Genomic DNA, 22,855 nt, shown 5'->3' on the forward strand with positions numbered 1-22,855 from the left:
CAGCAAGTCGAGTCGAAGATGTATGCTGTCGCAAATTTTCATCCGCAACCGGTTGGCCCGCCGACACGATGACGGAATCCCCCCTTTTCACAGCTCGAATCCCGCCTGTTGTGCTGCGCCGTGGCTTGCCATGTTTCGCACAGGCTGGTATCTAGCCGCCACGTAGCCGGAGGCGAAATGTCTGTCGTAGCCAAGTTCGAAATCGAATATCTGCAATACCTAGATCAGGAAGGCAAACTGCTGCGCAATGACTTGCCGGCGTTTGCGCGCGATGCGCAGATTCTTGTCGAGATGTACAAGCGCATGGCGCTCACACGTGTGTTCGACACCAAGTCGATCGCACTGCAGCGCACCGGCAAGCTCGGCACGTACGCGTCGTGCCTCGGCCACGAAGCCGCGCATATCGGCGTGGCGGCGGCGATGCGCGAGGAAGACGTGTTCGCGCCGATGTATCGCGAATACGGCGCGCAATTCTGGCGCGGCGTGAAGATGCGCGAAGTGTTGTTGTACTGGGGCGGCGACGAACGCGGCAGCGATTTCAGCGGCCCCGCGCATGACTTCGCGTGGTGCGTGCCGATCGGTACGCAATGCCTGCATGCCGCCGGTGCCGCGCTCGCGTTCAAGACGCGCAAAGAGGCGCGCGTCGCGGTCAGTATTTGTGGTGATGGCGGTACTTCGAAGGCGGATTTTTATGCCGCGATCAATGCCGCTGGCGCGATGGATTTGCCGTACGTTTCGGTGATCGTCAACAATGGCTGGGCGATCTCGACACCACGCCGCGCCCAGAGCGGCGCGAAAACCCTCGCCCAAAAAGCGATCGCCGCGGGCTTGCCGAGCATCCAGGTCGACGGCAACGACGTGATCGCGGTACGCGCCGCGATGGAAAGCGCGTTGCAACGCGCGCGTGCCGGCAGCGGCGGCGCAGTGATCGAGGCAATCACCTATCGTTTGTCCGACCACACCACCGCCGACGACGCGCGCCGTTATCGCGACGACGCCGAAGTGCAAGCCGCGTGGCAGCGCGATCCGCTGAAGCGTTTGCGTTTGTATTTGACTGGCATCGGCGCATGGAACGACCAGCGCGAAACCGACTGGAAAGCCGAATGCGCGCATCAGGTCGACAGCGAGATCGAGGCCTATCTGGAAACCCGATCACAAGGCGTCGAAGTGATGTTCGACGATGTATTCGCGAGCTTGCCGCACGACCTGGCCGAGCAGCGCGCACACGCGATGTCGTGGGATCAGAAAAGCAGCTGAGGCGCATACGGCCCGCCAACGAGACGCGTTTGATCGCGTGAACGACGACCACATTCAGACGAAAATACCATGCCACAAATTACCTTGATCGAAGCCGTGACGATGGCGCTGGCTTACGAGATGACCGCCGATCCGTCGGTGTTCGTGCTCGGCGAAGACGTCGGCGTGAACGGCGGCGTGTTTCGCGCCACCGTCGGCCTACAGCAACGTTTCGGGCCGGAGCGCGTGATCGATACGCCGCTTGATGAAACCACCATCGCCGGCCTCACCGTCGGCGCGTCGGCGATGGGCATGCGCCCGATCGCGGAAGCGCAATTCGAAGGTTTCATCTATCCGATGATCGAGCAGATCGCGTGCCACGCCGGACGCCTGCGCAACCGCACGCGCGGTCGCATGAGTTGTCCGATGGTGATCCGCGCGCCGTGGGGCGGTGGCATCCGCGCGCCGGAACATCATTCCGAAGCAAACGAAGCCTTGTTCGCGCACATGCCGGGCTTGCGCGTGGTGATTCCGTCTTCGCCGAGTCGTGCTTACGGCTTGTTGCTGGCGGCCATTCGCGATCCCGATCCGGTGATTTTTTTCGAGCCGAAACGCATCTATCGCCAGTACAAGGAAGAAGTCGCCGACGACGGCGAAGCGTTGCCGCTGGACGTGTGTTTTGTATTGCGTGACGGCAGCGACGTGACCCTTGTGACCTGGGGCGCACACGTCAAGGAAACGCTGGAAGTGGCCGACGCGCTCGCGCTCGAAGGCATCAGCGCCGAGGTGATCGACGTCGCCACGGTCAAGCCGCTGGACTTCGATACGATCCACGAATCGGTGCGCAAGACCGGCCGTTGCGTGATCATCCACGAAGCAACGCGCAGCGGTGGTATCGGCGCGGAGATCGCCGCACAGCTCGCCGAAAAGGCGATGTTCGATCTGCGCGCGCCGGTCGAGCGCGTCACCGGCTACGATATTCCGATGCCGCTGTTCCGCCAGGAAATGAAACAGCTGCCGAGCGTGCCGCGCATACTCGCTGCGGTGAAACGCGTGCTCGCTTTTTCCTGATGCGCAACTGTTGCGCCGCCGGATTTTGTCGAAATAATTTTTAGGACGATGCCATGAAAAATTTCAACCTACCCGATCTCGGTGAAGGTTTGCCGGACGCCGAAATCGTCGAGTGGCATGTGCGCGAAGGCGACACGGTCAAGCTCGATGATGCGCTGGTATCGATGGAAACAGCAAAGGCCGTGGTCGACGTGCCGTCGCCGTTTTCCGGCAAGGTGACCAAGCTGTTCGGCAAGGCTGGCGACGTGATCGCCACCGGCGCGCCGCTAGCAAGTTTCGAACTCGATGCGAGCATGCCGCAACGCGCGGATGCCGAAGATACCGGCCATCAACATGCCGCGCCAGCGAAATCGCAAGCCGCGGCGCCTGCGCCAGCAGCGCCATCGAGCGCCGCAAAATCTGCCGCACCTGCCGCGGGCGGCGACAGCGGCACCGTGGTTGGCGCGATGGAATCCAGCGATCGTATCGTCAGCGAACAGGCGACCTCGGTCGGCGGCATCAAGGCGATGCCGGTGGTGCGCGCACTCGCGAAAAAACTCGGCATCGATCTGGCGCGCGTGACACCAAGCGGCGCCGGTGGTGTGGTGACGCTGCAGGATCTGAAAGGTTTTTCGGCCTCACCCGCGGCGACACAAGCACCGCGCAATCCGGCGCCGCCTGCCGTTGCCAGCGCAGCGATCGCCGCCGCAACAACCAGTATCGCAGCGCCGGCGGCACGTATCGCCGCGCCGCTCTCGGCCGCGGGCAAACCAATGCGCACCGCGCCGCCCGGCAATGTCGCGTTCGGTCAACCCGAACCACTGCGCGGCGTGCGCCGCAATATGGCGCGCATCATGGCCGCGGCGCATGCTGCTGTCGTGCCGGCAACCTTGACCGACGATGCCGATATCCACGCGTGGCAGCCTGGCAACGACATCATGGCGCGACTGGTGCGTTCGCTGGTGGTGGCCGCGCGTATCGAACCTGCGCTCAATGCGTGGTTCGACTCGGAAAATTCCACACGCACGCTGCATCAACGTGTTGACGTTGGTATTGCCGTCGACAGCGAAGAAGGCTTGTTCGTGCCCGCGCTGCGCAACGCCGATATGCTGGACGCCGCGAGCATTCGCACGGGTTTGAATCGCCTGCGCGATCAGGTCCGCGACCGCTCGATTGCGCCCGAAGAACTCAAGGGCTACACGATCATGCTGTCGAACTTCGGCGTGTTCGCCGGACGTTACGCCACGCCCGTGGTCGTGCCGCCGTGTGTCGCGATCATCGCGGTCGGCAAGTTGCGTCATGAAGTGGTGGCGGTGATGGGCGGAATTGCGACGCATCGCATCGTGCCGCTGTCACTGACCTTTGATCACCGCGCATGTACCGGCGGCGAGGCGGCGCGCTTTCTCAAGGGCATACTCGACGATCTGGCGTTGCCGCAATAGTCGCGCCGAGAGTTTCGACCTCGTTGTTTCTTGCTCGTCATCCCAGCCTGCGCTGGGATGACGACTAGTTTTTATTTCTGCGCAACACCAAAAACCCGCCCGCGCGTGAACCACGCAATCGCCAGCACCAGCGGAAACGAATGAAACGCGGCGAGTACCGCGGCGACCTGTTTCCAGATCAAACCAACGTGGCCGATGTCGGCATCGTAGGCAAACAGCATCGCCAGAACGCTGGCCAGCAGCGCCAGCAGAATGGCGGCGATGTCGAACAGGCGACGCGCCGGAGTGCGTGCGAGATCACGCGGCACGGTCAAATAAATCCACACAAAAATCGCGAACAGCGGCAACTGCAACAGCAGGGCGAGGTAACGCATGACCTAGCCCTCGCTCAGCCGCAGGTTTTCGAGTTCGCTGCGCAAACGCTCAGGATCGACACTCGTGCCGAGTAACTTTCCATCGCTGGAATGCACCTGCCACTCCGCGCCACTTGATGGCGTAATCAGCTCATTCGCGTGAATAGATTTGAGCACGATGATCGCGCGCCCGCTTTCCTGCGGCGTGGCGAAAGGTACGCTTTGCAATAGCAGCGTGCCGTCGGCGGCGGCAACCTTGTAATAAAACTTGTGATCGCTTTTCTCGCGGTAGGAAATAAAGCGCGCGAGTTTTCGCGGCGCGCCTACTTCGCTCGGTGCGGCGATTGCTCCCGTCTCCGCACGCGCAGGATCATTCGCAACCACCACCGGCGCCTTGATCAACCGGCGCAATCCCACTGACGCACGCAATTTTGTCATCAACGGCGTAGCGATTTCGCGCGCCTTCGCAGCGCCGGCGAGCAGGATCGTTTCGATTTCTTCAGGCTGCGCTATGAAGGTTTCGTAACGTACGCGCGCCTCGCTCAATTCGCTGTCGATGCGCTCGAAAAGTTTCTGTTTGGCATCGCCCCAACCGATGCCTTCGGCAAAGGCGACACGCATCGCCGCGGTTTCTTCCGCGCTCGCAAACGCCTGGTACAACGTGAACACGTGTGACTCGTTCGGATCTTTCGCCTCGCCCGGCGTTTGCGAATTCGTGACGATGCCGAGTATCGCTTTTTTCAACTCCTTCTGCGGCAACCACAGCGGAATGGTGTTGTTGTAACTCTTCGACATCTTGCGGCCATCGAGGCCGGGCAAGGTCGCGACGTTTTCCTCGATCACCGCTTCCGGCAGCACAAAATGTTCGCCATACATGTGATTAAAACGCTGGCCGATATCGCGCGCCATTTCGATGTGCTGAATCTGGTCGCGCCCGACCGGCACACGTGCGGCGTTGAACATCAAAATGTCGGCGGCCATCAGCACCGGATACATGTACAGGCCGGCGTTGATGCCGGCGTCGATGTCCTCCTCGTTCGCGCGATTGGCATCGGTCGCCGCCTTGTAGGCATGCGCGCGATTCAACAAACCTTTTGCGGTGACGCAGGTCAGCAGCCAGGTCAGCTCGGGAATTTCCGGAATATCCGACTGCCGGTAAAAGTATACTTTTTCATGATCAAGGCCGAGCGCGAGCCACGTCGCAGCAATTTCCAGGGTCGAACGCTGGATGCGCTCCGGCTCGTCGCATTTGATCAGCGCATGGTAATCCGCGAGAAAATAAAACGAACTCGCGCCGGGTTGCTGACTCGCGATTATCGCCGGACGAATCGCGCCGACATAGTTGCCGAGGTGCGGTGTGCCCGACGTGGTAATGCCGGTAAGGTGACTTTTGCTGCTCATAAACCTATGTCGAAGCCGTGAATAACCCGCTTAGTGTAATGGATGCGGATTCACTTAACCCCGAGTGCGCCACCGCCACGTTTCACTTCGCACCTCAACCCGATGGAGTGCGTCATGAAAAGTCTGTTGCCGTTATTCGCCGCATCACTGCTGTCTTGCGGATCGTTGCATGCCGGATCGCTGCTCGATCTCAGTCTGGTCGATCGCGATACCGGCGCCACCCTGAGCCCGCTGACAAGCGACGGCAAACTGTATGTCGTGGGCATTCCCGGCCATCGTTATTCGGTGCACATGAGCAATCGCACCGGTGAACGCGTGATGGCAGTGTTGTCGGTGGATGGCGTGAACGCGGTCAGCGGCGAGACCGCCAATGCCGAGCAGACCGGCTACGTACTTGCGCCGTACCAAAGCACCGAAATCACTGGCTGGCGCAAAAGTGTGTCCGAAGTCGCGCAGTTCAATTTCACCGCACTCAGCAACAGTTACGCGGCGCGCACCGGCCGCGCGAACAATGTCGGCGTGATCGGCGTGGCGGTATTCCGCGAGAAACAAAAGCCGGTCTGGCACGAAGACAAGATCGCCGCCACTCAACCACGCTACGAAACCGAATCGGCGCGGGACGACGCCGACATGAGCAGTGCCAAAAGGCAACGCGCAGATGCACAAAATGCAACCGCCGATACCGCCGCTGCATCACCACCCGCCAGCAATGCGGCTGGCGCAGCGAAGGCTACGAGCTCGCCCGCGCCGATGCAGCAAGCGGCCGAGGGACGGCTCGCGCAACGCGCGGAAAAACGTGAAGAATCACTCGGCACCGGACACGGCGCGCGCGAATCGTCGTATGTGAGTTACACCAATTTCGAGCGTGCTGGAGCGCAGCCGAACGAAGTCGTTTCGATCTGGTACGACAGTTACCACAACCTCGTCGCGCGTGGTGTCATCCCGCTGCCGAAGCCGATCGCGAGTGAACCGCAACCGTTTCCGCAGGGATTTGTGCCGGATCCGGCATCCTGATATTTAGCAATACCGGACGACCTTGATGCGTTACTCGCGCATCAAGGTCGATTTGCCGAACAGGCTTTCGACCAGATCAACGGCCAGCGCGGCGGTCTGGTTGTGCACGTCGAACGCCGGATTCAGCTCGACGATATCCAGCGAGCCGAGCAAACCGGTATCGGCGATCATCTCCATCACCAGCTGTGCTTCGCGATAATTCGGCCCGCCCGGCACGGTCGTGCCGACGCCGGGCGCGATCGCCGGATCGAGAAAATCGACATCAAAACTCAAATGCAGATGGGTGTTTTTATCCAGCCCGGATAACACCTCTTCCATCGAGCGCTTGACGCCGATTTCGTCGATGTAGCGCATGTCATAAATATCCAATCCAACTTCCTTGACCAGACGCTTTTCGCCGGCGTCGACCGAACGGATACCAACTTGGCGCAATTGGTCCGTACTTAGCACCGGCGTGCTACCGCCGAGGCGCGTCAACGCATCAGGGCCATGGCCGAACAAGCACGCGACCGGCATGCCATGGATATTTCCCGAAGGCGTAATCGCACTGGTATTAAAATCCGCATGCGCATCCAGCCAAACCACCACCAGCCGTTTGCCGATATCGCGGCAGTGTTGCGCGACCGCAGTGATCGAGCCGATGGCGAGGCAATGATCGCCGCCGAGCATGATCGGCATGCGCTGCAGTTTCAGCTCCGCTGCGACCGCGAGCATCACCGCGCGATTCCACGCAATCACCTCGGGCAGATGGCGATAACCGTCGTACGGTGGCTGCCACGGATTGACCGGCCCGGACAGATTGCCGCGGTCGATGACATCCAGGCCGCGATCGATCAACGCGGCGGTCAAACCCGCCACACGCAAGGCTTCCGGCCCCATCGATGCACCACGATGACCGGCACCGATATCGGTGGGAACGCCTATCAGGGAAACGGGAAGGAAATTGCTCATGGCAAAAAATCGCTGGGAGTGGAATCGATCCGGCAATCGATTCCGCCGGCCTGCGCAACGCAGGCGACGGCGCGGCAGCATAGCTGCATCGTGCAGTTGGCAACAAGCACGCAACGCCGGCAAACCTTGTCTGCATCGTTGCGATTGGCTGCAATATCGCGTTTCGTGAGGTCTAGCGCAGGCGCAACTTCATCGCTTTATTCCACACTACCGAGTCACGTTTCCGGCGATTGCGGATGCATCAGTTCCTCGAGCAACAGCGCGATATCGATACGCAAACTCTCGACCAATTCGTGCGTCGAACCGCGCAACGCCGGCGCGGTTTCGAGCCAGTCGCGCATGCGCTCATCCAGCCGTCGCGCGACGTCGCCGAGGCGCCAATAACCGTAGGCGCCGGCCGATCCGCTCAGGTGATGCAGGCGGATATTGAGTTCTTCGCGCGGCGCAATATCATCGGGATGCGCTTGCAGCGCCGCCCATACGAGCGACAGTTCTGCGTGCTTCTGCGCCAGCGAGGCGGCGTAACGCATCTGCAGCTTTTCCGGGAGACGATGCATGGCAATGGCTGCTGGTCTAGCGGTTCGGATTTCGATTCTTCCGACAGGATTACAATGGCGGCGAAAGTGGGCGTAATATCGATCGAGGCAAAATTATCGTCAAATGGCGGCAAGCATACAATGACGAAAAATCGCAGCAATGTCGCGTTGAAAGGTTCACAAATTCTTGCAATCCTCAGCCGCGAGCGATGCTAGTCTGCGCGTCTGATTTATCCCAGCCCCAACGACAGGCCAACACCAATGAACAGTCTGATTGACAATGTAATGGGCCAGCTCGACCAGCAGCACATCGATGCGATTGCCAGCCAGCTCGGCACCGATCCCGATCAGGCGCGCAACGCTATCGAACACGCGCTGCCGCTGATCGTTGGCGGATTGAGCCAGAACGCCAGCACGCCGCAGGGCGCGCAGGATCTGCACGATGCTCTCGGCGCACACGCGGGCACCGATTTAGGCAGCCTGCTCGGTGGATTGCTCGGCGGCGGTGGCGGCGCGGGCAGCAACATGGGTGCAATGGGCGGCGCCATCCTCAGCCATATCTTCGGCAACAACCAGAGCAACGCGGCACAAGGATTGGGTCAGGCGACCGGCTTGGGAACGCAGAATTCCGGACAGCTCATGGCAATTCTCGCGCCGCTGGTGCTCAGCGCGCTCAGCAACATGAGCCAGCGTCATGGCCTCGATCCGAACGGAGTCGGCGGCGTGCTGAGTCAGGATGTACAGCGCACGCAGCAAAGCGGTGGCGGGATTTCAGACATGCTCACCTCCGTGCTGGGTAGCCAGAATGGCGGTCCCGGATTGGGCGGCCTCATGGCAGCCGCGGGCAGCTTGCTTAGCGCGTTCACGCGGCGCTGATTGCCGCCGAGTCACCTTCAACACATCCACAACCAGCAACTACAGGAGTTCATCATGGGCATATTCGATTTCGTCAAAGAAGCCGGCGCCAAGCTGATCGGCAGCGCCACCGATGCGGCCACCAGCATTCACGATCAGGTCGCCAAACAGAAGCTCGACGCGAGTGACGTCAACGTGGTTTTTGTGGACGGCACAGTCAAACTTTCGGGCAGCGCCGCGACTCAGGCCGACAAGGAAAAACTGATCCTCGCCGCCGGCAATATCGCGGGCGTGAGCAAGGTCGATGACAACATTACCGTCGCGCAGCCGGCTGCGCAATCTCGCATGTACACGGTGAAATCCGGCGATACGCTGTCGGCGATTGCCAAGGCGATGTATGGCAACGCCAACGATTATCCGAAAATTTTCGAAGCCAACAAGCCGATGCTGAGCAGCCCCGACAAGATTTATCCGGGCCAGCTGCTGCGCATTCCGTAGCGCGAAAACCGCATGCGCACGATGCACTCGCCGCGAGGCGAACCGGGCAAGGACGCCCGCATCTACGACGCCGATCACCCATTCACGCCAAACTTTCGTTAGAATACGCGCCCCGATACACGCCGGGTTAGCACAGTGGTAGTGCAGTGGTTTTGTAAACCAAAGGTCGGGGGTTCAAATCCCTCACTCGGCACCATCGTATCAATGGCTCCGCTGAATCAATGATTTGGCCGCGCTGCCCAGGGTGGCATTCCACGCGTCAACTGCCCTTCGCAGCGTTGGTGGCAACCAAGACTCGCGCCTTCTGCGCCAATTCCGTCTTTTGCCATCACCCCACTTCCTTCCGCAACGCAACGCAAACTCATTGCAACGCAAACTCACGCTTTCGCCAAGATTGCTGGTGGTGTCTGTCGATGCGGAGGCGCTATTCACTCCGAGCAGCCGACTCAAAAATGAATTTCAGACGCAATGACTTTGCGCGGAAAATCATTATCCAAACCAATCACATCTGAAAAAGCCATAATCCGCTCCCACATCGGCTTTGTTATATTCATGCCTGCGAACAGGGCGCAATTCATCAACCATCAAGGAGCCTGGCATGAAGCCGTACAAATTTCTGTTTTCTGCGATCGCGATATTCTCATTCGCCGCGCCTTCGGTATTCGCGCAAAAAGGTACGCCGACGCTTGAGCTCGAAGCTATCGGCGACGTGCGGATCGGCGCTGATGGGCAGGTGCTCGATTACACGCTGAAAAACAATCTGGCTCCCGCGATCAGTGCATTGGTCGACAAGAATGTGCGCAAGTGGACGTTTGATCCGATCGTGGTGGACGGCAAAGCGGTGATTGCAAAAACCTCGGTACATTTGTATCTGAAAGCCGTGCCGGCGCAGCAGGATAATTATTCGCTGCAAATTACCAACGTGATTTTCGGCGAGCCGAAGATGGCGGCGAAAAATCAGGCGCCAAAATATCCGCCGGCGGCGGTGCAGGCGCGTCTTGGCGCCAAGGTGATTCTCTGGTTGAAGCTGGATAAGAGCGGCGACGTGATCGATGTCCAACCCTATCAAACCAGCCTCGATGGCCGCGCGGCAACCGAAGTTGAAGCCGAGCGCTGGCGTGCGCTATTCGAAAAATCCGGCATCGCTGCGGCGAAAAACTGGCACTACGATCTCAACGAAACACTGAACGGCAAGACCGTAGGTACGACGGTTTTCGCACCGATAAATTATGTCGTCGAGTTGCCCGGAAAGCCGCGCCCCGCCGGTGAATGGAAAGCGTTTTTGCCGGGGCCGTTGCATACCGGCCCGTGGAGTACAACGAATCAACTCGCAGTCACTCGCGATTTGTCCACGCTGCAACAAGGCGAAACCCAGCCGCTGGATTCGCATTTCCGATTGAAAGAGGATGTCATCGGCAAGACCTTGTAACTCCTCAGACATACCAGCCACGTAATAAGTGATTGCAGATGCGCTATCTGCGGTCACTTGTTCGGCAACATCGCATCAAACGCTAACCATTAAAACGCCGTTCGCGAATTATGTGCGTTAGCGCACGGAAGTCGTTCCGCACTGCGCACAGAGTTCGCGTTGCGTGTGCGAGTTGGTTCGTTGCATCGTTTTTGTGTGGCATGGCGATGCAGATGCGTTTTTAGGTTGATCCGGGGCGTTCAAACTGTCTTCCCTTTTTGAAAATGTGCAAGCGCTCGGACTCCTCGTGCAAGCGTTGGGAGCGGCGCTGATTTGGCTATTGTGCTTCATGCTGAATCGCGTTGCGGTTCGCCCCGCGCTCACGGCGTGGAGTAACGGCTGGCTTTCGCTGGCTTGCGCCCTGCTCGCGCTGCTGATCGAACAAGGTGTGTCAAGCACTGCCGCGGTAACGTTGCCGATGTACATGTTCGGCGAATACATGTTCGGCTGGTGGATCATTCAAGGCTGCGCGCATTTCAGCGGGCGGCGCTGGCCGCGTCATTCCCTGCGTAAAATCATCCCCGCACTGGCACTGCTTTCGCTGGCGCTGCCGCAGGTGATCGGTTATCAATTTCGTTCGGTGTTCCTGATCCAATCACTGGTGCTGGCGTGTTGTTTCCTGATCGCGCTGATCGCATTGTCGCCCGCGTTCGGGCGCATGCAGTCCAGCCCCGGCCTGCTCGCCATGCGCGGCGCGCTAGTGCTGTTGAGCCTGCTATTTCTGAGTTATCTGCCGATCTTCGGCTCGAACATGTTGCTCAACACTCCATTGCCGATGACGTGGCTGCGATTGAGTTCGGCCACGCATCTGGTACTGGAGTTTCTGCTCGGCTTCGGCGGTGCAGTCTTGGTACTGGAACAAAGCAACCGCAATGTCGCTGCGCACAACAAGGCGCTAGTGAATGACAACGCGCGTTATCGTGCCGATGGCGAACGCGATGCGCTGACCAACGCCTACAATCGACAAGCATTTTCGCATCTGCTGAATGCTGCGATCGACGGCCGGTTGTCAGTCAAGGGCACGGTCGCGATGGTCGATATCGACGGCCTGAAACAACTCAACGACAGCCACGGCCATGCTGCCGGAGACGATGCCCTGATTCGCGTCGCCAAGGCTGTGCAAAACGTCGTACGTGCGGAAGACAAATTGTTCCGCTGGGGCGGCGACGAATTTCTCCTGATCGCGTTCGATCTCAAGCCGGCCGAACTCTGGTCGCGGCTCGGCAGCGTCAACACCGATCTGCTGGGCACCGGCAATGTGATGGTGCAAGCCTCGTTCGGCGTGACCGAGTTTGTCGATGTCGACGATCTTTTGAATGCGCTGCAACGCGCCGATCTGGCGATGTACGAGCGCCGCCGCGAATGTGCGGCGCTGCGTCGGCAGGATGCGTTCGGCAGCGGTAGCGAGATGCCGATCCGCGCCAAGCACAAGCACATCGCCGCAGTCTGAATCGCAACCGCGCTTTGACCGAAAGTCAGCCTACGGACGACTGCACGCGCAAGGTCGTGCCCGCCACGCCCAGCACTTCCACGGTACTACCAACCGGCAGATCGGGGCCTTCGACCAACCACAACGAATCACCGACACGCGCTTTGCCGCGACCGTTGACGATCGCACTGTCGAGCACATAACGCTGGCCGATCAATTGTTCGCCGCGCCGATTCAGCAACGGCTGGTCGCTGCGGCGATCCATGTGCGGACGCACGTAGCCCCAATATCCGTAGCAACTCGCCAGCGCCAGCACGACAAACAGCAGCGCTTGTCCGAGCAACCCGAGCGTCGGTAACAACAGCACAATCAGGCCCACCAGTGCTGCGGCAAGGCTGATCCAGATCATGAAAAATCCGGGCGCGAGCAACTCGGCGATCAGCAGTACCAGCGCGATGATCCACCACGGATAGTGGCTTACGAGATCGATCAACATGGGTTCTCCTCGAATGTTGTTCTCGCGCCGATCAGGCCTGCGGCGGCGTGTTGCCGGGACGACGAACTTGTGCCGTCTCGACCTTCACTTCCTGCTGCCGTTCGATGCTGCTCTTGGCGAGTTCGGCAATGCCGGCGAGCGAACCGAGAATTCCGGTGGCCTCCATCGGCAGCAGCATGATTTTCTGATTCGGCGCACCGACCATCGCTTTCAACGCATCGATATATTTGGTCGCGACGAAATAATTGATCGCGTTGATGTCGCCCTTGCGGATCGCCTCGGACACCATCGCCGTGGCTTTTGCTTCGGCTTCGGCCAGACGCTCGCGCGCCTCCGCATCGCGGAACGACGCTTCGCGTTTGCCTTCGGCCGAAAGAATCTGCGCCTGCTTGTCACCTTCGGCCTTGAGCACCGCGGCCTGGCGAAAACCTTCGGCTTCGAGAATATTCGCGCGTTTGACGCGCTCGGCTTTCATCTGTTGCGCCATCGCATCAACCAGATCGCGCGGCGGCGTGATGTCCTTGATCTCGATGCGATTGCACTTGAGTCCCCACGGATGGGTCGCCTCATCGACCACACGCAACAATTGCGCGTTGATCACATCGCGCTTGGACAGCGATTCGTCCAGATCCATCGAGCCGAGCACGGTACGGATATTGGTCATCACCAGCGCGAGGATCGCCTGTTCGAGATTGGAAACTTCGTACGCCGCCTTGGCTGCATCAAGCACTTGGTAGAACACCACACCATCGACCTTGACCACGGCATTGTCGCGTGTGATGACGTCTTGGCTCGGCACGGGCAGTACCTGCTCCATCATGTTGATCTTGCGCCCTATGCTTTGCATGATTGGCACCAGTATCGACAGGCCGGGCGACAAGGTATGCGTATAGCGACCAAACTGCTCCACCGTCCACTCATAACCCTGCGGCACGACGCGCAACGCCTTGAGCAGGAAGACGATGGCGAGAGCGATCAACAACAACGAAATAATCTGGGTCATCGCAAATCTCCGTGTTCTACAATGTATAAGCAAGCGGGTCGCGCCGAGTATACGTCGGAATTTTTTCAGGCATCGATTTTGTTCGGCAGCGTGATGCTGACTGTCAAACCGCCACCGTCGCGATTGCTCAGCGAAATCCGTCCGCCATGCGCTTCGGCGATTTCGCGCGCGAGCGCCAAGCCCAAGCCGGTGCCGCTGCGTTTGGTCGAATAAAACGGCACCAGTGCGTTCGCCAAAACCTGTTCGTTCATGCCGCTGCCGCGGTCGCGCATTTCGATGCGTACTTCGTGGCCGCGATCCAGCACTTCGAGTAACACGTCATCCGCGGGAGAGCCAGACTCGTGCGCATTTTTCAGCACGTTGATGAGCACCTGTTCGATCTGCGCGCGATCGAACCAACCATCGTTTGGCGGCAACCTGCCAACATGTTGAAAGCGATGTTGGCGCGCGAGTCCGTCGATGAAAGGCGACCAGACAACAACGCTCAGGCGTGGCTGCGGCAGCTTGGCAAACTCGGCATAACCGCGGATAAAACTGTCGAGATGACGCGTGCGTTCTTCGATCGTATCGAACACCAGCGTCAGGCGTGTGAGATCGCCTTTGCGTGCGAGTTCACGCCCGGAATGCGCGAGCGAGGAAATCGGTGCAAGCGAATTATTCAGCTCGTGACTGATCACGCGTATGACTTTTTTCCAGGTCTGTACTTCCTGCCGCGACAGCTCGCGCGTGAGGCGTTTGAGCAGGTACAGGGTGTGCTGCTGGCCTTGCAGACGAAACGCGCGTTGCGACAGATGGAAGGTTTCTTCCTCGCCGTTCAAGGTCACCGTGAACAGGTCATCTTGCCCGCTCGCGAGGCGTTCGCCGAGGATCGCCGGCGACTCGGCAATCACCTGCGCAAAACTCAAGCCGTTGAGCGCACGTCCGCTGTTCAACAATTGTCGCGCGGCGATGTTGGCGTAGACGATATGGTCGGCGTTGTCGGTCAGCAACATTGCCGTCGGTGAATTTTGCACGACCGTATCGAGCAGCAATTCGCGCTGGAAAAGATTCTGCCGCTGATCGCGCAATACGCGCCCGAGTTCGTTGTGCGCGTGCACCAGCTCGCCGAGTTCGTCGCGCCGTTCGGTGCCGATCGAGAAGCTGAAATCGCCATCGCGAAATGCGACCACGCTGCCGCTCAGCGCACGCAGCAAACGCGTCAGCGGCAACGCTACCAAACCGCCGAGCCACAATAAAAATGGCAGCATGACGATCAGCGCGAGTGGCACCGACAACAGCGCCATGTCGAACCAGCGCGCAAGCGCCGTCGCGATCAACGCCCCGAAGAGGGCGCAGCCAACGAACAACAAAGTGAGTTTGCCTTGCAGCGAAAACAGGCGCATGCGCTAGGCTACCTGAGCGAGTGCGGTTTGTGGAATCGAGCGTTGCAATGCGACTCTGCGGATCACGCAATATCGGCGGAAATTCCGAGCTTTTCGAGGCGCCGATACAACGCTTGCCGACTCAGGCCGAGTTCGGCGGCGGCCTGACTGATCACGCCGCGCGCACGTTTCAACGCCTGCTCGATCGCGTCGCGATCCGGCTCGCTATCGGCAATCACGCGCGCCGGTGCAAAACGTGGCGCGAGACCGAGATCAGCCGGCGTGATCACACCATCGCGGCACAGCAATTGCGCGCGCTGGATCGCGTTCTTGAGTTCGCGCACATTGCCGGGCCACGCATGGTCGAGCAAGGCCTGTCGCGCTTCGCCGTTGAGCACCGCGGCGCCGTCGAGAAAGTGTTCGGCGAGCGGCAAGATATCGTCGCTGCGCGTTGCCAGCGGCGGCAGATTCAGCTCGATCACGTTGAGTCGATAGAATAGATCCTCGCGGAATTTTCCGTCGCGGATCATGCTCGCGAGATCGGCATTGGTGGCGCTGATCACGCGCACCTTGACCGTGCGCGTCTTGCTCGAACCGAGCCGTTCGAACTGGCCGGTTTCGAGTATGCGCAGCAGTTTCATCTGGCCGGATAGCGGCAGGTTGCCGATTTCGTCAAGGAATAAAGTGCCGCCATCGGCCGCTTCGAAACGGCCTTCGCGCGCCTTCACCGCGCCGGTGAATGCGCCGGATTCGGCGCCAAACAATTCGGCCTCGATCAACTCCGACGGCAACGCGCCACAGTTGACGGTGATGAACGGGCCGGACTTCGCCGCGGAGTTGGCCTGGATGATTTCGGCGATACGCTCCTTGCCTGCGCCGTTCGGCCCGGTGATGAGCACCGGCACGTCGGCACGCGCGACCTGGCACGCGAGCTGGATCAATCTTTCCATCGCGCTGGAACCGAACACGATGCCGCGCAGATCGTATTTCTGATTGAGCTGGCTGCGGGTTTGCTTGCGCTCGTGGCGCAGGCGCGAAACTTCACGCGTGCTCTCGGAAAGTTCGAGCAGATTCTCCACCGACGCCTGCAGTTTGCGATCGTCCCACGGTTTGCCGAGATAATCCGCGGCACCAGCCTTGACCAGCTCGACCGCGGTCTGCAGGTTGGTCCAGCCCGTGAGCAGGACGATCGGCAAATCGGGATGTTGGGCACGGATCGCGCGAAACAGCGCCACGCCTTCTTCGCCCGACGTGGTATCGGCGTGGAAGTTCATGTCCTGCACGATCAAGTCGACACGCTCGCGCGCCAGCATCGCCAGACCTTGTTCCGGCGAGGTCGCGTTGAGGGTGCGGATTTCGCTCAGCGAAAATAAAATGTCGAGCGCAGTGCCGACCGCAGGGTTGTCGTCGATCACCAGAACGGTGCGCATGGTTTCATTGATTCGTCGACGCATGACCGCTTGGATGCGGCGTGGCGTGAAAGGGTTGCAAGAAAAACAATCCGGTTTTCACCGGAACGAAAAACGCGACTCCGATCGATCCAGCGAAAGGAGCCGCGTCATTATGCGACAAAGCGATTATTCAGCGCAGAAATATTCCGATCTCAAGCGCTGCGTGTCGCCACTGCAGGCGGCACGCTGGCGGCACGGCGCGCGGGCGGCAGTACCGCCGCTTGGCCGAGCAGCAGGATCATCACCGCGCCCATCGGCAGATACCACCACGTCAATCGCGTGAGCTCGAAATTGTTCACGAGCCACAGGTTCAGGCTCACCGCGAGCACGATACCCAACACGACGCCGGCCAGCGAAATCAGCAAGTTTTCGGTGAGGAAATAACTCACGATGTTCAATCGCGTCGCACCGAGCGCGCGGCGTGTGCCGATCTGCTTGCGGCGTTGCGTGACCCAGAAACTCGCCAAGCCGACGATGCCGAGCGCGGTGATGATCAGCAAGGCGCCGCAGACGATACTGAGCAGTATCGCCATCGCGCGATCACCACGATATGCCTTGGCGCGAATCTCGCTGAACGTGCGCACCGAGCCGATCACACGCAGCGGATTGATCGCGAACAGTTTGGCCTCGGCCGCTTTCATGGTCGATTCGAGCTGACCGGGTTTGGCGCGGACGACATAGGCCGAATTCTGCCGAATCATGCGCTGCGGGATCAATGCCGATGTGTAGCCCCAGGTTTTTACCCAACTGCCGACCCAAGGAACTTGCAGGTTGTCGATGATACCGATGATGGTGGTCGGCTTTTTGCCTTCCATATACACCACCTTGCCGAGCGCAGACTCGGTCGGGAACATCTTTTGCGCAAACTCCTGCGTAACGATCATGCTGTCCGGCAGGCCGGAATCGCGCTCGGCCCGATCGGTGATCTCTTCGGGTTTGAAGTTGCGTCCTGCGATGAGTTTGATATCCATGGTGTTGAGCGCGTGTTCGTCGACAAAATAGTTCGCGGTCTGGGTGGTGGAATGTTCCTGATCCGCGGTAAGGCGGACACCATCGCTCCAGCCGCCATTGGTCAGCGGCACGGTATTCGTGGAGTACACATCAGCGACACCTGGCAGATCGCGCAAGGTCTGCAGATCGGTTTGCAGCAAGGACGTGTTTTCCGCGTCCGTACCGCGACCAACCCAGAGATTCTTGATCACGAAAATGTTGCCTTCGTCGATGCCGCTCGGACGTGCGATGAATGCCAGCCGTTCGTTGATGATGAACAGTGCGTTGCAGATGATTGCCAGGGTCAACGCCACCTGTAACGCAATCAACAATGCACCGACTTTGTTGCGCCTGAGCGCGGAAAAAATGGGCCCGATTTCCATTACTGACTCCTCATGGATTGCTGAATAAACACAGGCAAGACCTAGTTCGATTTAAGTTGCCACGCCGGTTGCACCTGCATCGCCCGAAACGTTGGATACAACCCCGCCAACACCGTCGCTACCACCGCCAATGCCACCGTCAGGAGTATCAGGGCGACGTTCAAATGCGCCAGGTGCGCAATGTCTTCCGGAAAAATGCCACGAATGCCCACGAGTCCGAGCGCCGTCAGCGCGACACCGATCAAACCGCCAGCCAGACCGACCACCCCCGATTCAACGATGCATTGCGCAAATAACGCCGCCTTGTTCGCGCCAAGCGCGCGCCGCAGACCAATTTCACCAGAGCGGCCAAGAAATTTCGCCAGCATCAAACCGATCGTATTGATCAGGCACACCAGCAGAAAACTGAAGGCCAGCAGCACTGAAACCTTGGCATCGTTCGGCACGACTTTTTCCGCCACCATCCACGCCTGCACATCGCGCACGCGGTTGTTCGGCTGCCACGTGAAACGTCCCAGACGCTGCTGTTCACGCGCGTAGTTGTCCAGCCATGCGCTGTAGCGCGCGGCATCCGCGGCACTCGGCAGCTCGATCCAGAACTGGATCCACACGCATTCCGATACGAGATAATTTTCCCAGCCGGCTTTCGGATCATCGTTGCAGCTGTTGTTGCCGTGCGAACCGATCTGCTGATCGATCGCATGCGTGAACGGAATGAACACTTCTTCGGTGTCGCCGAACGTTTTGCCGGTGACGTCATAAAAGCGGGGCGCGGGTTCCCACGTATCCAGCACACCGATCACACGATAATCGCGACCATCCAGGTTGATGCTTTTGCCGACGCTATTGATTCCGGCAAACAGTTTGTCGTTGGTTTTTTTGCTGAGTACCACCACCGCCGCCTTGGCTTCGTCCTCGGTACTGCTCCAACCCTGGCCGAATAAAAACGGGGTCTCGAACATCGGGAAAAAATCACCGTAGGTTGCGCGCGCTTCGACAAAAAACGGCTTGATATCCTTGTTCTCCGGCGTCAGCGAAAAACCTGCTGCGTACATCGCCGCTTGCCGCACACCTTGATGCGCACGCATCAGCGCGGTCGCGTCGGTGTAGGTCAATTGATCGGCTGGCTCGTTGTCACCGTCGCGATGGCTTTTCGGACCCCAATTGTCGATCTGCGGCACGAACAAGCGGCTCGACTTCGAGGGAATCGGATCACCGGACATCACATGGAAAACCGTGAACACGGTCATCGTGGCACCAATGCCGAGTGCGATCGCCGCCACCATCAGCGCGGTGATGACCGGATTGCGCTTGAGACTGCGCACCGCAAGCGAAAAATAATAACTGAACATGGCCGTACTCCCGATCAGGCGACGTGGGTGTTCTTGTCTTGCAGCGGCGTGGATGCGCGCAGCCGCGGCTGCTCGTCCAGATCAGTAACCTGACCATCCATGATGTGGATGTTGCGTTGCGCGCGTGCGGCGAGTTCGGGGTCGTGCGTAACCATGATGATGGTGGTGCCTTGGCGATTGATTTCCTCGAGCAGCTCCATCACACCACGCGCCATTAGCGAATCCAGATTGCCGGTCGGTTCATCGGCCAGCAACAGGCGCGGACTGCCGGCGAGCGCGCGCGCGATCGCGACACGTTGCTGCTGCCCGCCGGAAAGTTCGGACGGATAATGTTTCATGCGCGACGCCAGACCGACCCGCGCCAGCGCGCCATCGATGCGACCCTTGCGCTCCGCTGCACTCATGCGCCGATAACGCAGCGGCACATCGATGTTGTCGAAAATGTTCAGATCGGGAATCAGATTGAAGCTCTGGAAGATGAAGCCGATCTTCTCGTTGCGCAGTCGCGAACGCGCGTTATCGTCGAGCTTGCTCGCATCCACGCCATCGAGCATGTATTGCCCGCCGGTGAGCGTTTCGAGCAGGCCGGCGATATTCAGGAACGTGGTCTTGCCCGAACCGGACGGCCCGGTCACGGCGACGAATTCACCTTCGCGCACATGGATATCGATGCTGCGCAGCGCATGCGTTTCGATCAGATGGGTGCGATAAACTTTTTCGAGACGGGTCATCTTCAACATGATCATTTCCTCTGCGCTTCGGCGCGATATGAGTTGGACTTGCTGTTTTTGGACATGCAGTTCGCCGACTGATTTTCCTGAGTCGCCGCGGCCATCAACTGCACGCGGCAAAACCTTGACTATTCAATGCACGATTACCTGCGCGGCATCGTTGAAGGCATCGCTGCCCGACACCACGATACGTTCGCCCGCCGCCACACCAGAGACGATTTCCACCGAGTCCAATCCGGCGGCGCCGATCTGGATCTTGCGTTTTTCCGCGATGCCGTCCTTGACCACATACGCAAACCGTCCGCCGCCGGTATCGACGAACGAACCGCGCTCGACCATCAGCACGTTCGGGTGTTCATCGAGCAGGATGCGCGTGCTCAAGCGCTGGTTCTGGCGCAAGCCTTCCGGCACCTTGTCGGAAAAACGCACGCGCCCGGTGACCTGTCCGTTCACCACTTCCGGCGAGATCGCGCTGACCTCGCCCTTGGCCGTGCCGGCGCCGATGCTGATCTCCGCATTCATGCCAACGCCGAGATCGTGAGCGTAGGTTTCCGGTACCAACACTTCGACTTCGAACGCAGTCAGATCGACCACGCTAAGCAACGGCGCATTCGCCGCGACGTTGGCTTTCTGCGCGACCAGCAAAGTGCCGACCTGGCCACTTACCGGCGAGCGGATTTTCAGCGCATCGACCTGGCGTTCGAGATCGGTCACCAGCAGTTTTTGTTTCGTCAGCGCAAAACCCTTGGTGCGCAGATCGAAGTCCAGACTCTCGTGCACCAGGCCGACATCCTTGCGCGCATTCGCGACTTCGAGCTCAGCCTTGGCCAGCACATCTTTCGCGCGCAGCACCGCAAGTTCGGACGTCGCGCCTTTCTCGAACGACTGCTGATTGCGTTGCACTTCGCGCTCGGCGCCGACCCGATCGATCTCGGCTTGGTCGAGCAGTTTCTGCGTGTTCAATTGCTGCTTGCGACTGTCGATACGACTGCGCTGCACGTCGATGTCCAGACTTTGCACGGTCGAGCGTTCCTGATCGAGTTTGTTGTTGAGTTCCGGGCTGAATACTTCGGCCAGCACCTGATCTTTCTGCACCTTGTCGCCGGCGTTAATCGCGAGTGTGACCGTGCCGGCCGCGGGCGTGTACAAGGTTGGACTGACCGCCGCGACCACACGCCCCTGCACGGAAACATCGCGCACCAGATTGCCGCGCTTGACCTCGGCGACATGCAGCCGGCCCAGATTGACCGAGCTGTTGATCGAGAGCATGCGCAGCAGCGATGGCGTCACCCAGATCAGCAGCAACAGCACCGCCACGCCACCCGCACCGAGCATCAACCAGCGCTTGTTCGACGGCGCGGTTGCTTCGATGCGGCGGTCTTGTGCGGCGGTATCTCGGATCATCGTCGGGCTCTCGTCAGTCGGGATAAAGGTGGATGGGTTGCTCCGTAGCAACTCACATGCCAAGTGTTATTCGTTGATAAAAACCAAACTGGATCAGTTGTTTATGCGGCTATGCGATGGCGTGGCCGCAGTCCGTTCGGGCGGACGGACAGCCCTCGGACAAGCACGCGGACAATCGTCCGGCCGCGTCGTCCGGCCCGCATCACGCGATGCGCGCGCCAATTTCCAAATCGCTTGCGACCATTGCGCATGCAAGCGCATCTTTATCGAACATGACCGGCTCTCCTTTCCAGATTGATGTCCCGAACAGCTTGCTGCAACGTGCCGGCCAGGGCGACATGCGCGCGTTCGAGCAGTTGTATCGATTGTTCGAGCGGCCCGCGTATACCTTGGCATTGCGCATGCTCGGCGATCCCGAACATGCACGCGAGGTATTGCACGACACGATGCTCAAGGCGTTCCAGCGGATCGCACAATTTCGTGGCGAAGCGCCGTTCTGGGGCTGGCTGCGGCAGATCGCATTGAACGAAACCTTGATGCGCTTGCGTCAGCGGCGCAACGATGTGGGCCATGACAACGAACTGACCGATATCGCCGACGAAAGCGCCGCTCCGTGGGTGCTCGCCGATGCGGGTGCGCTGGAGTGGAGCCTCGGCGAATTGCCGACGCAAACGCGCAGCGTGATCTGGCTGTATCACGTCGAGGGTTATACCCATCCGGAAATTGCCGACATGCTTGGCAAGACCGTGAGTTTTTCCAAATCGCAGGTCGCACGCGGTACCGCAAAACTGCGCAGCCTGCTGACGACCGAAACGGAGCTAGACAGATGTCCGACCTACCGCACGAGCATGGCATGAACACGCCGGATTCCACCGCAGCAAAAACCCTCGCCAGCGCTCTGCGCGGCCTCGCCCAGGTGCAACCGGAAACCAGTCTCTGGCCGGCGCTTGAAGCGAGCCTGTTGCACCGGCAAAAACCGCTACGCACGCGGTGGTCGTATGCGCTGCCAGCGGCGCTCGCGGCGAGCATCGCGCTATTGGCATTACCGTTTTTTTGGCGTGCGGTTAATACACCGCAAGCTACCAGCGCGATGCACAGCGATGTCGCACTGAACGTGCTGCCAGCAGATCCAAAAGGTGTCGATGCAATGCCGCAGATCAATGCGCTGCGTCAGCAATCGCAAGTGCTGGAAGGCTGGCTGAGCGCGGCGCGCAACAGCAATTCGAGCGCACGCGATCTGCTTGCGAGCAGCGAGATCGAGGACATGATCGGACTGGTCGATGTGCAACTCGCCGCGAGTGATAAACAAACCGATGCACTGCCGCTGTGGCGCCAGCGCATCGCCTTGCTGCAAGACCTGGCGGCGCTGCGCTACACCGGCGCGAGCCTGGCGGCGAATGGTATTTCCGGCGAAACGGTTCCTGCCTCGCCAACAACCTGGATCAACTGAG

22 protein-coding genes and 1 tRNA gene are annotated in these 22,855 nt (G+C 59.6%); 11 read left to right on the forward strand and 12 right to left on the reverse strand.

Annotated elements, in window-relative coordinates; all coding sequences use genetic code 11:
- The first annotated feature begins 177 nt into the window (after positions 1-177).
- The 3 genes from pdhA to ELE36_RS16740 all read left to right on the forward strand — a co-directional run bounded on the left by pdhA (position 178) and on the right by ELE36_RS16740 (position 3,728).
- Complete coding sequence (gene pdhA, locus ELE36_RS16730; RefSeq protein ID WP_129835300.1) at positions 178-1,257, forward strand: pyruvate dehydrogenase (acetyl-transferring) E1 component subunit alpha; 1,080 nt, start codon at positions 178-180, stop codon at positions 1,255-1,257.
- Positions 1,258-1,326: 69 nt separating this feature from the next.
- Positions 1,327-2,307 carry an alpha-ketoacid dehydrogenase subunit beta gene (locus ELE36_RS16735; protein ID WP_129835302.1) on the forward strand — a complete coding sequence of 327 codons (981 nt, stop codon included), beginning with the start codon at positions 1,327-1,329 and terminating at the stop codon, positions 2,305-2,307.
- Between the two features lie 53 nt (positions 2,308-2,360).
- Positions 2,361-3,728: a dihydrolipoamide acetyltransferase family protein gene (locus ELE36_RS16740; protein WP_129835304.1), complete on the forward strand. Its 1,368-nt coding sequence runs from the start codon at positions 2,361-2,363 to the stop codon at positions 3,726-3,728.
- A gap of 71 nt (positions 3,729-3,799) precedes the next feature.
- On the opposite strand, the gene ELE36_RS16745 is transcribed toward ELE36_RS16740, so the two are convergent.
- Entirely contained in the window at positions 3,800-4,102 is a 303-nt protein-coding gene (locus ELE36_RS16745; RefSeq protein ID WP_129835306.1) for a hypothetical protein, read from the reverse strand.
- A gap of 3 nt (positions 4,103-4,105) precedes the next feature.
- A complete protein-coding gene (locus ELE36_RS16750) occupies positions 4,106-5,482 on the reverse strand; it encodes a tryptophan--tRNA ligase (protein ID WP_129835308.1) in 1,377 nt (458 codons plus the stop codon).
- 114 nt (positions 5,483-5,596) lie between these two features.
- Between ELE36_RS16750 and ELE36_RS16755 the strand changes: the two genes are divergently transcribed.
- Complete coding sequence (locus ELE36_RS16755) at positions 5,597-6,496, forward strand: hypothetical protein (RefSeq protein WP_129835310.1); 900 nt, start codon at positions 5,597-5,599, stop codon at positions 6,494-6,496.
- A 30-nt stretch (positions 6,497-6,526) separates the two neighbouring features.
- Here ELE36_RS16755 and rocF read toward each other — a convergent pair whose 3' ends face one another.
- Positions 6,527-7,447: an arginase gene (rocF, locus tag ELE36_RS16760; protein WP_129835312.1), complete on the reverse strand. Its 921-nt coding sequence runs from the start codon at positions 7,445-7,447 to the stop codon at positions 6,527-6,529.
- A gap of 215 nt (positions 7,448-7,662) precedes the next feature.
- Positions 7,663-8,004, reverse strand: coding sequence for a hypothetical protein (locus ELE36_RS16765; RefSeq protein WP_129835314.1), 342 nt, complete (start codon positions 8,002-8,004; stop codon positions 7,663-7,665).
- A 240-nt stretch (positions 8,005-8,244) separates the two neighbouring features.
- Here ELE36_RS16765 and ELE36_RS16770 point away from each other — a divergent pair, with 240 nt between their 5' ends.
- The 5 genes from ELE36_RS16770 (at position 8,245) to ELE36_RS16790 (ending at position 12,254) form a co-directional block, all read left to right on the forward strand.
- Complete coding sequence (locus tag ELE36_RS16770) at positions 8,245-8,859, forward strand: DUF937 domain-containing protein (protein WP_129835316.1); 615 nt, start codon at positions 8,245-8,247, stop codon at positions 8,857-8,859.
- Positions 8,860-8,913: 54 nt separating this feature from the next.
- Entirely contained in the window at positions 8,914-9,336 is a 423-nt protein-coding gene (lysM, locus tag ELE36_RS16775; RefSeq protein ID WP_129835318.1) for a peptidoglycan-binding protein LysM, read from the forward strand.
- A gap of 121 nt (positions 9,337-9,457) precedes the next feature.
- Positions 9,458-9,532, forward strand: a tRNA-Thr gene (locus tag ELE36_RS16780).
- A 402-nt stretch (positions 9,533-9,934) separates the two neighbouring features.
- Positions 9,935-10,765: an energy transducer TonB gene (locus tag ELE36_RS16785; RefSeq protein WP_129835320.1), complete on the forward strand. Its 831-nt coding sequence runs from the start codon at positions 9,935-9,937 to the stop codon at positions 10,763-10,765.
- 328 nt (positions 10,766-11,093) lie between these two features.
- On the forward strand, positions 11,094-12,254 hold the full coding sequence (locus ELE36_RS16790) for a GGDEF domain-containing protein (protein WP_129835322.1): 1,161 nt from the start codon (positions 11,094-11,096) through the stop codon (positions 12,252-12,254).
- Between the two features lie 25 nt (positions 12,255-12,279).
- On the opposite strand, the gene ELE36_RS16795 is transcribed toward ELE36_RS16790, so the two are convergent.
- From ELE36_RS16795 to ELE36_RS16830, 8 genes are all read right to left on the reverse strand, one after another.
- Positions 12,280-12,729 carry an NfeD family protein gene (locus ELE36_RS16795; RefSeq protein ID WP_207215801.1) on the reverse strand — a complete coding sequence of 150 codons (450 nt, stop codon included), beginning with the start codon at positions 12,727-12,729 and terminating at the stop codon, positions 12,280-12,282.
- A gap of 31 nt (positions 12,730-12,760) precedes the next feature.
- The gene (locus ELE36_RS16800) at positions 12,761-13,732 is read right to left on the reverse strand and encodes an SPFH domain-containing protein (protein WP_129835324.1); all 972 of its coding nucleotides are present in this window, start codon (positions 13,730-13,732) and stop codon (positions 12,761-12,763) included.
- 65 nt (positions 13,733-13,797) lie between these two features.
- Positions 13,798-15,114, reverse strand: a complete 1,317-nt coding sequence (locus ELE36_RS16805) for a sensor histidine kinase (RefSeq protein ID WP_129835327.1) — start codon at positions 15,112-15,114, stop codon at positions 13,798-13,800.
- 62 nt (positions 15,115-15,176) lie between these two features.
- A complete protein-coding gene (locus ELE36_RS16810) occupies positions 15,177-16,523 on the reverse strand; it encodes a sigma-54-dependent transcriptional regulator (protein WP_129835329.1) in 1,347 nt (448 codons plus the stop codon).
- Positions 16,524-16,696: 173 nt separating this feature from the next.
- A complete protein-coding gene (locus tag ELE36_RS16815) occupies positions 16,697-17,917 on the reverse strand; it encodes an ABC transporter permease (RefSeq protein WP_129835331.1) in 1,221 nt (406 codons plus the stop codon).
- A 41-nt stretch (positions 17,918-17,958) separates the two neighbouring features.
- Complete coding sequence (locus ELE36_RS16820; protein ID WP_129835333.1) at positions 17,959-19,269, reverse strand: ABC transporter permease; 1,311 nt, start codon at positions 19,267-19,269, stop codon at positions 17,959-17,961.
- Positions 19,270-19,283: 14 nt separating this feature from the next.
- On the reverse strand, positions 19,284-20,009 hold the full coding sequence (locus ELE36_RS16825; RefSeq protein ID WP_129835335.1) for an ABC transporter ATP-binding protein: 726 nt from the start codon (positions 20,007-20,009) through the stop codon (positions 19,284-19,286).
- 123 nt (positions 20,010-20,132) lie between these two features.
- Positions 20,133-21,404, reverse strand: a complete 1,272-nt coding sequence (locus ELE36_RS16830) for an efflux RND transporter periplasmic adaptor subunit (protein WP_129835337.1) — start codon at positions 21,402-21,404, stop codon at positions 20,133-20,135.
- 272 nt (positions 21,405-21,676) lie between these two features.
- Between ELE36_RS16830 and ELE36_RS16835 the strand changes: the two genes are divergently transcribed.
- Together ELE36_RS16835 and ELE36_RS16840 are read left to right on the forward strand one after the other, a co-directional pair.
- A complete protein-coding gene (locus ELE36_RS16835) occupies positions 21,677-22,261 on the forward strand; it encodes an RNA polymerase sigma factor (RefSeq protein ID WP_129835339.1) in 585 nt (194 codons plus the stop codon).
- Positions 22,231-22,854: a hypothetical protein gene (locus ELE36_RS16840; RefSeq protein ID WP_129835341.1), complete on the forward strand. Its 624-nt coding sequence runs from the start codon at positions 22,231-22,233 to the stop codon at positions 22,852-22,854. Before ELE36_RS16835 ends, ELE36_RS16840 begins: the two co-directional genes overlap by 31 nt.
- Position 22,855 lies beyond the last annotated feature (1 nt).

This window comes from Pseudolysobacter antarcticus (assembly GCF_004168365.1).
Lineage (GTDB): Bacteria > Pseudomonadota > Gammaproteobacteria > Xanthomonadales > Rhodanobacteraceae > Pseudolysobacter > Pseudolysobacter antarcticus.

Excerpts from the sequence above, each read along its gene's own strand:
- lysM (WP_129835318.1), top strand. The coding sequence starts at position 8,914 with ATGGGCATATTCGATTTCGTCAAAGAAGCCGGCGCCAAGCTGATCGGC.
- ELE36_RS16805 (WP_129835327.1), bottom strand. The coding sequence starts at position 15,114 with ATGCGCCTGTTTTCGCTGCAAGGCAAACTCACTTTGTTGTTCGTTGGC.
- ELE36_RS16755 (WP_129835310.1), top strand. The coding sequence starts at position 5,597 with ATGAAAAGTCTGTTGCCGTTATTCGCCGCATCACTGCTGTCTTGCGGA.
- ELE36_RS16790 (WP_129835322.1), top strand. The coding sequence starts at position 11,094 with ATGCTGAATCGCGTTGCGGTTCGCCCCGCGCTCACGGCGTGGAGTAAC.
- ELE36_RS16740 (WP_129835304.1), top strand. The coding sequence starts at position 2,361 with ATGAAAAATTTCAACCTACCCGATCTCGGTGAAGGTTTGCCGGACGCC.
- ELE36_RS16745 (WP_129835306.1), bottom strand. The coding sequence starts at position 4,102 with ATGCGTTACCTCGCCCTGCTGTTGCAGTTGCCGCTGTTCGCGATTTTT.
- ELE36_RS16735 (WP_129835302.1), top strand. The coding sequence starts at position 1,327 with ATGCCACAAATTACCTTGATCGAAGCCGTGACGATGGCGCTGGCTTAC.
- ELE36_RS16820 (WP_129835333.1), bottom strand. The coding sequence starts at position 19,269 with ATGTTCAGTTATTATTTTTCGCTTGCGGTGCGCAGTCTCAAGCGCAAT.
- ELE36_RS16770 (WP_129835316.1), top strand. The coding sequence starts at position 8,245 with ATGAACAGTCTGATTGACAATGTAATGGGCCAGCTCGACCAGCAGCAC.
- ELE36_RS16830 (WP_129835337.1), bottom strand. The coding sequence starts at position 21,404 with ATGATCCGAGATACCGCCGCACAAGACCGCCGCATCGAAGCAACCGCG.
- ELE36_RS16800 (WP_129835324.1), bottom strand. The coding sequence starts at position 13,732 with ATGACCCAGATTATTTCGTTGTTGTTGATCGCTCTCGCCATCGTCTTC.
- ELE36_RS16795 (WP_207215801.1), bottom strand. The coding sequence starts at position 12,729 with ATGTTGATCGATCTCGTAAGCCACTATCCGTGGTGGATCATCGCGCTG.
- pdhA (WP_129835300.1), top strand. The coding sequence starts at position 178 with ATGTCTGTCGTAGCCAAGTTCGAAATCGAATATCTGCAATACCTAGAT.
- ELE36_RS16750 (WP_129835308.1), bottom strand. The coding sequence starts at position 5,482 with ATGAGCAGCAAAAGTCACCTTACCGGCATTACCACGTCGGGCACACCG.
- ELE36_RS16835 (WP_129835339.1), top strand. The coding sequence starts at position 21,677 with ATGACCGGCTCTCCTTTCCAGATTGATGTCCCGAACAGCTTGCTGCAA.
- ELE36_RS16825 (WP_129835335.1), bottom strand. The coding sequence starts at position 20,009 with ATGTTGAAGATGACCCGTCTCGAAAAAGTTTATCGCACCCATCTGATC.
- ELE36_RS16815 (WP_129835331.1), bottom strand. The coding sequence starts at position 17,917 with ATGGAAATCGGGCCCATTTTTTCCGCGCTCAGGCGCAACAAAGTCGGT.
- ELE36_RS16840 (WP_129835341.1), top strand. The coding sequence starts at position 22,231 with ATGTCCGACCTACCGCACGAGCATGGCATGAACACGCCGGATTCCACC.
- ELE36_RS16810 (WP_129835329.1), bottom strand. The coding sequence starts at position 16,523 with ATGCGCACCGTTCTGGTGATCGACGACAACCCTGCGGTCGGCACTGCG.
- rocF (WP_129835312.1), bottom strand. The coding sequence starts at position 7,447 with ATGAGCAATTTCCTTCCCGTTTCCCTGATAGGCGTTCCCACCGATATC.
- ELE36_RS16785 (WP_129835320.1), top strand. The coding sequence starts at position 9,935 with ATGAAGCCGTACAAATTTCTGTTTTCTGCGATCGCGATATTCTCATTC.
- ELE36_RS16765 (WP_129835314.1), bottom strand. The coding sequence starts at position 8,004 with ATGCATCGTCTCCCGGAAAAGCTGCAGATGCGTTACGCCGCCTCGCTG.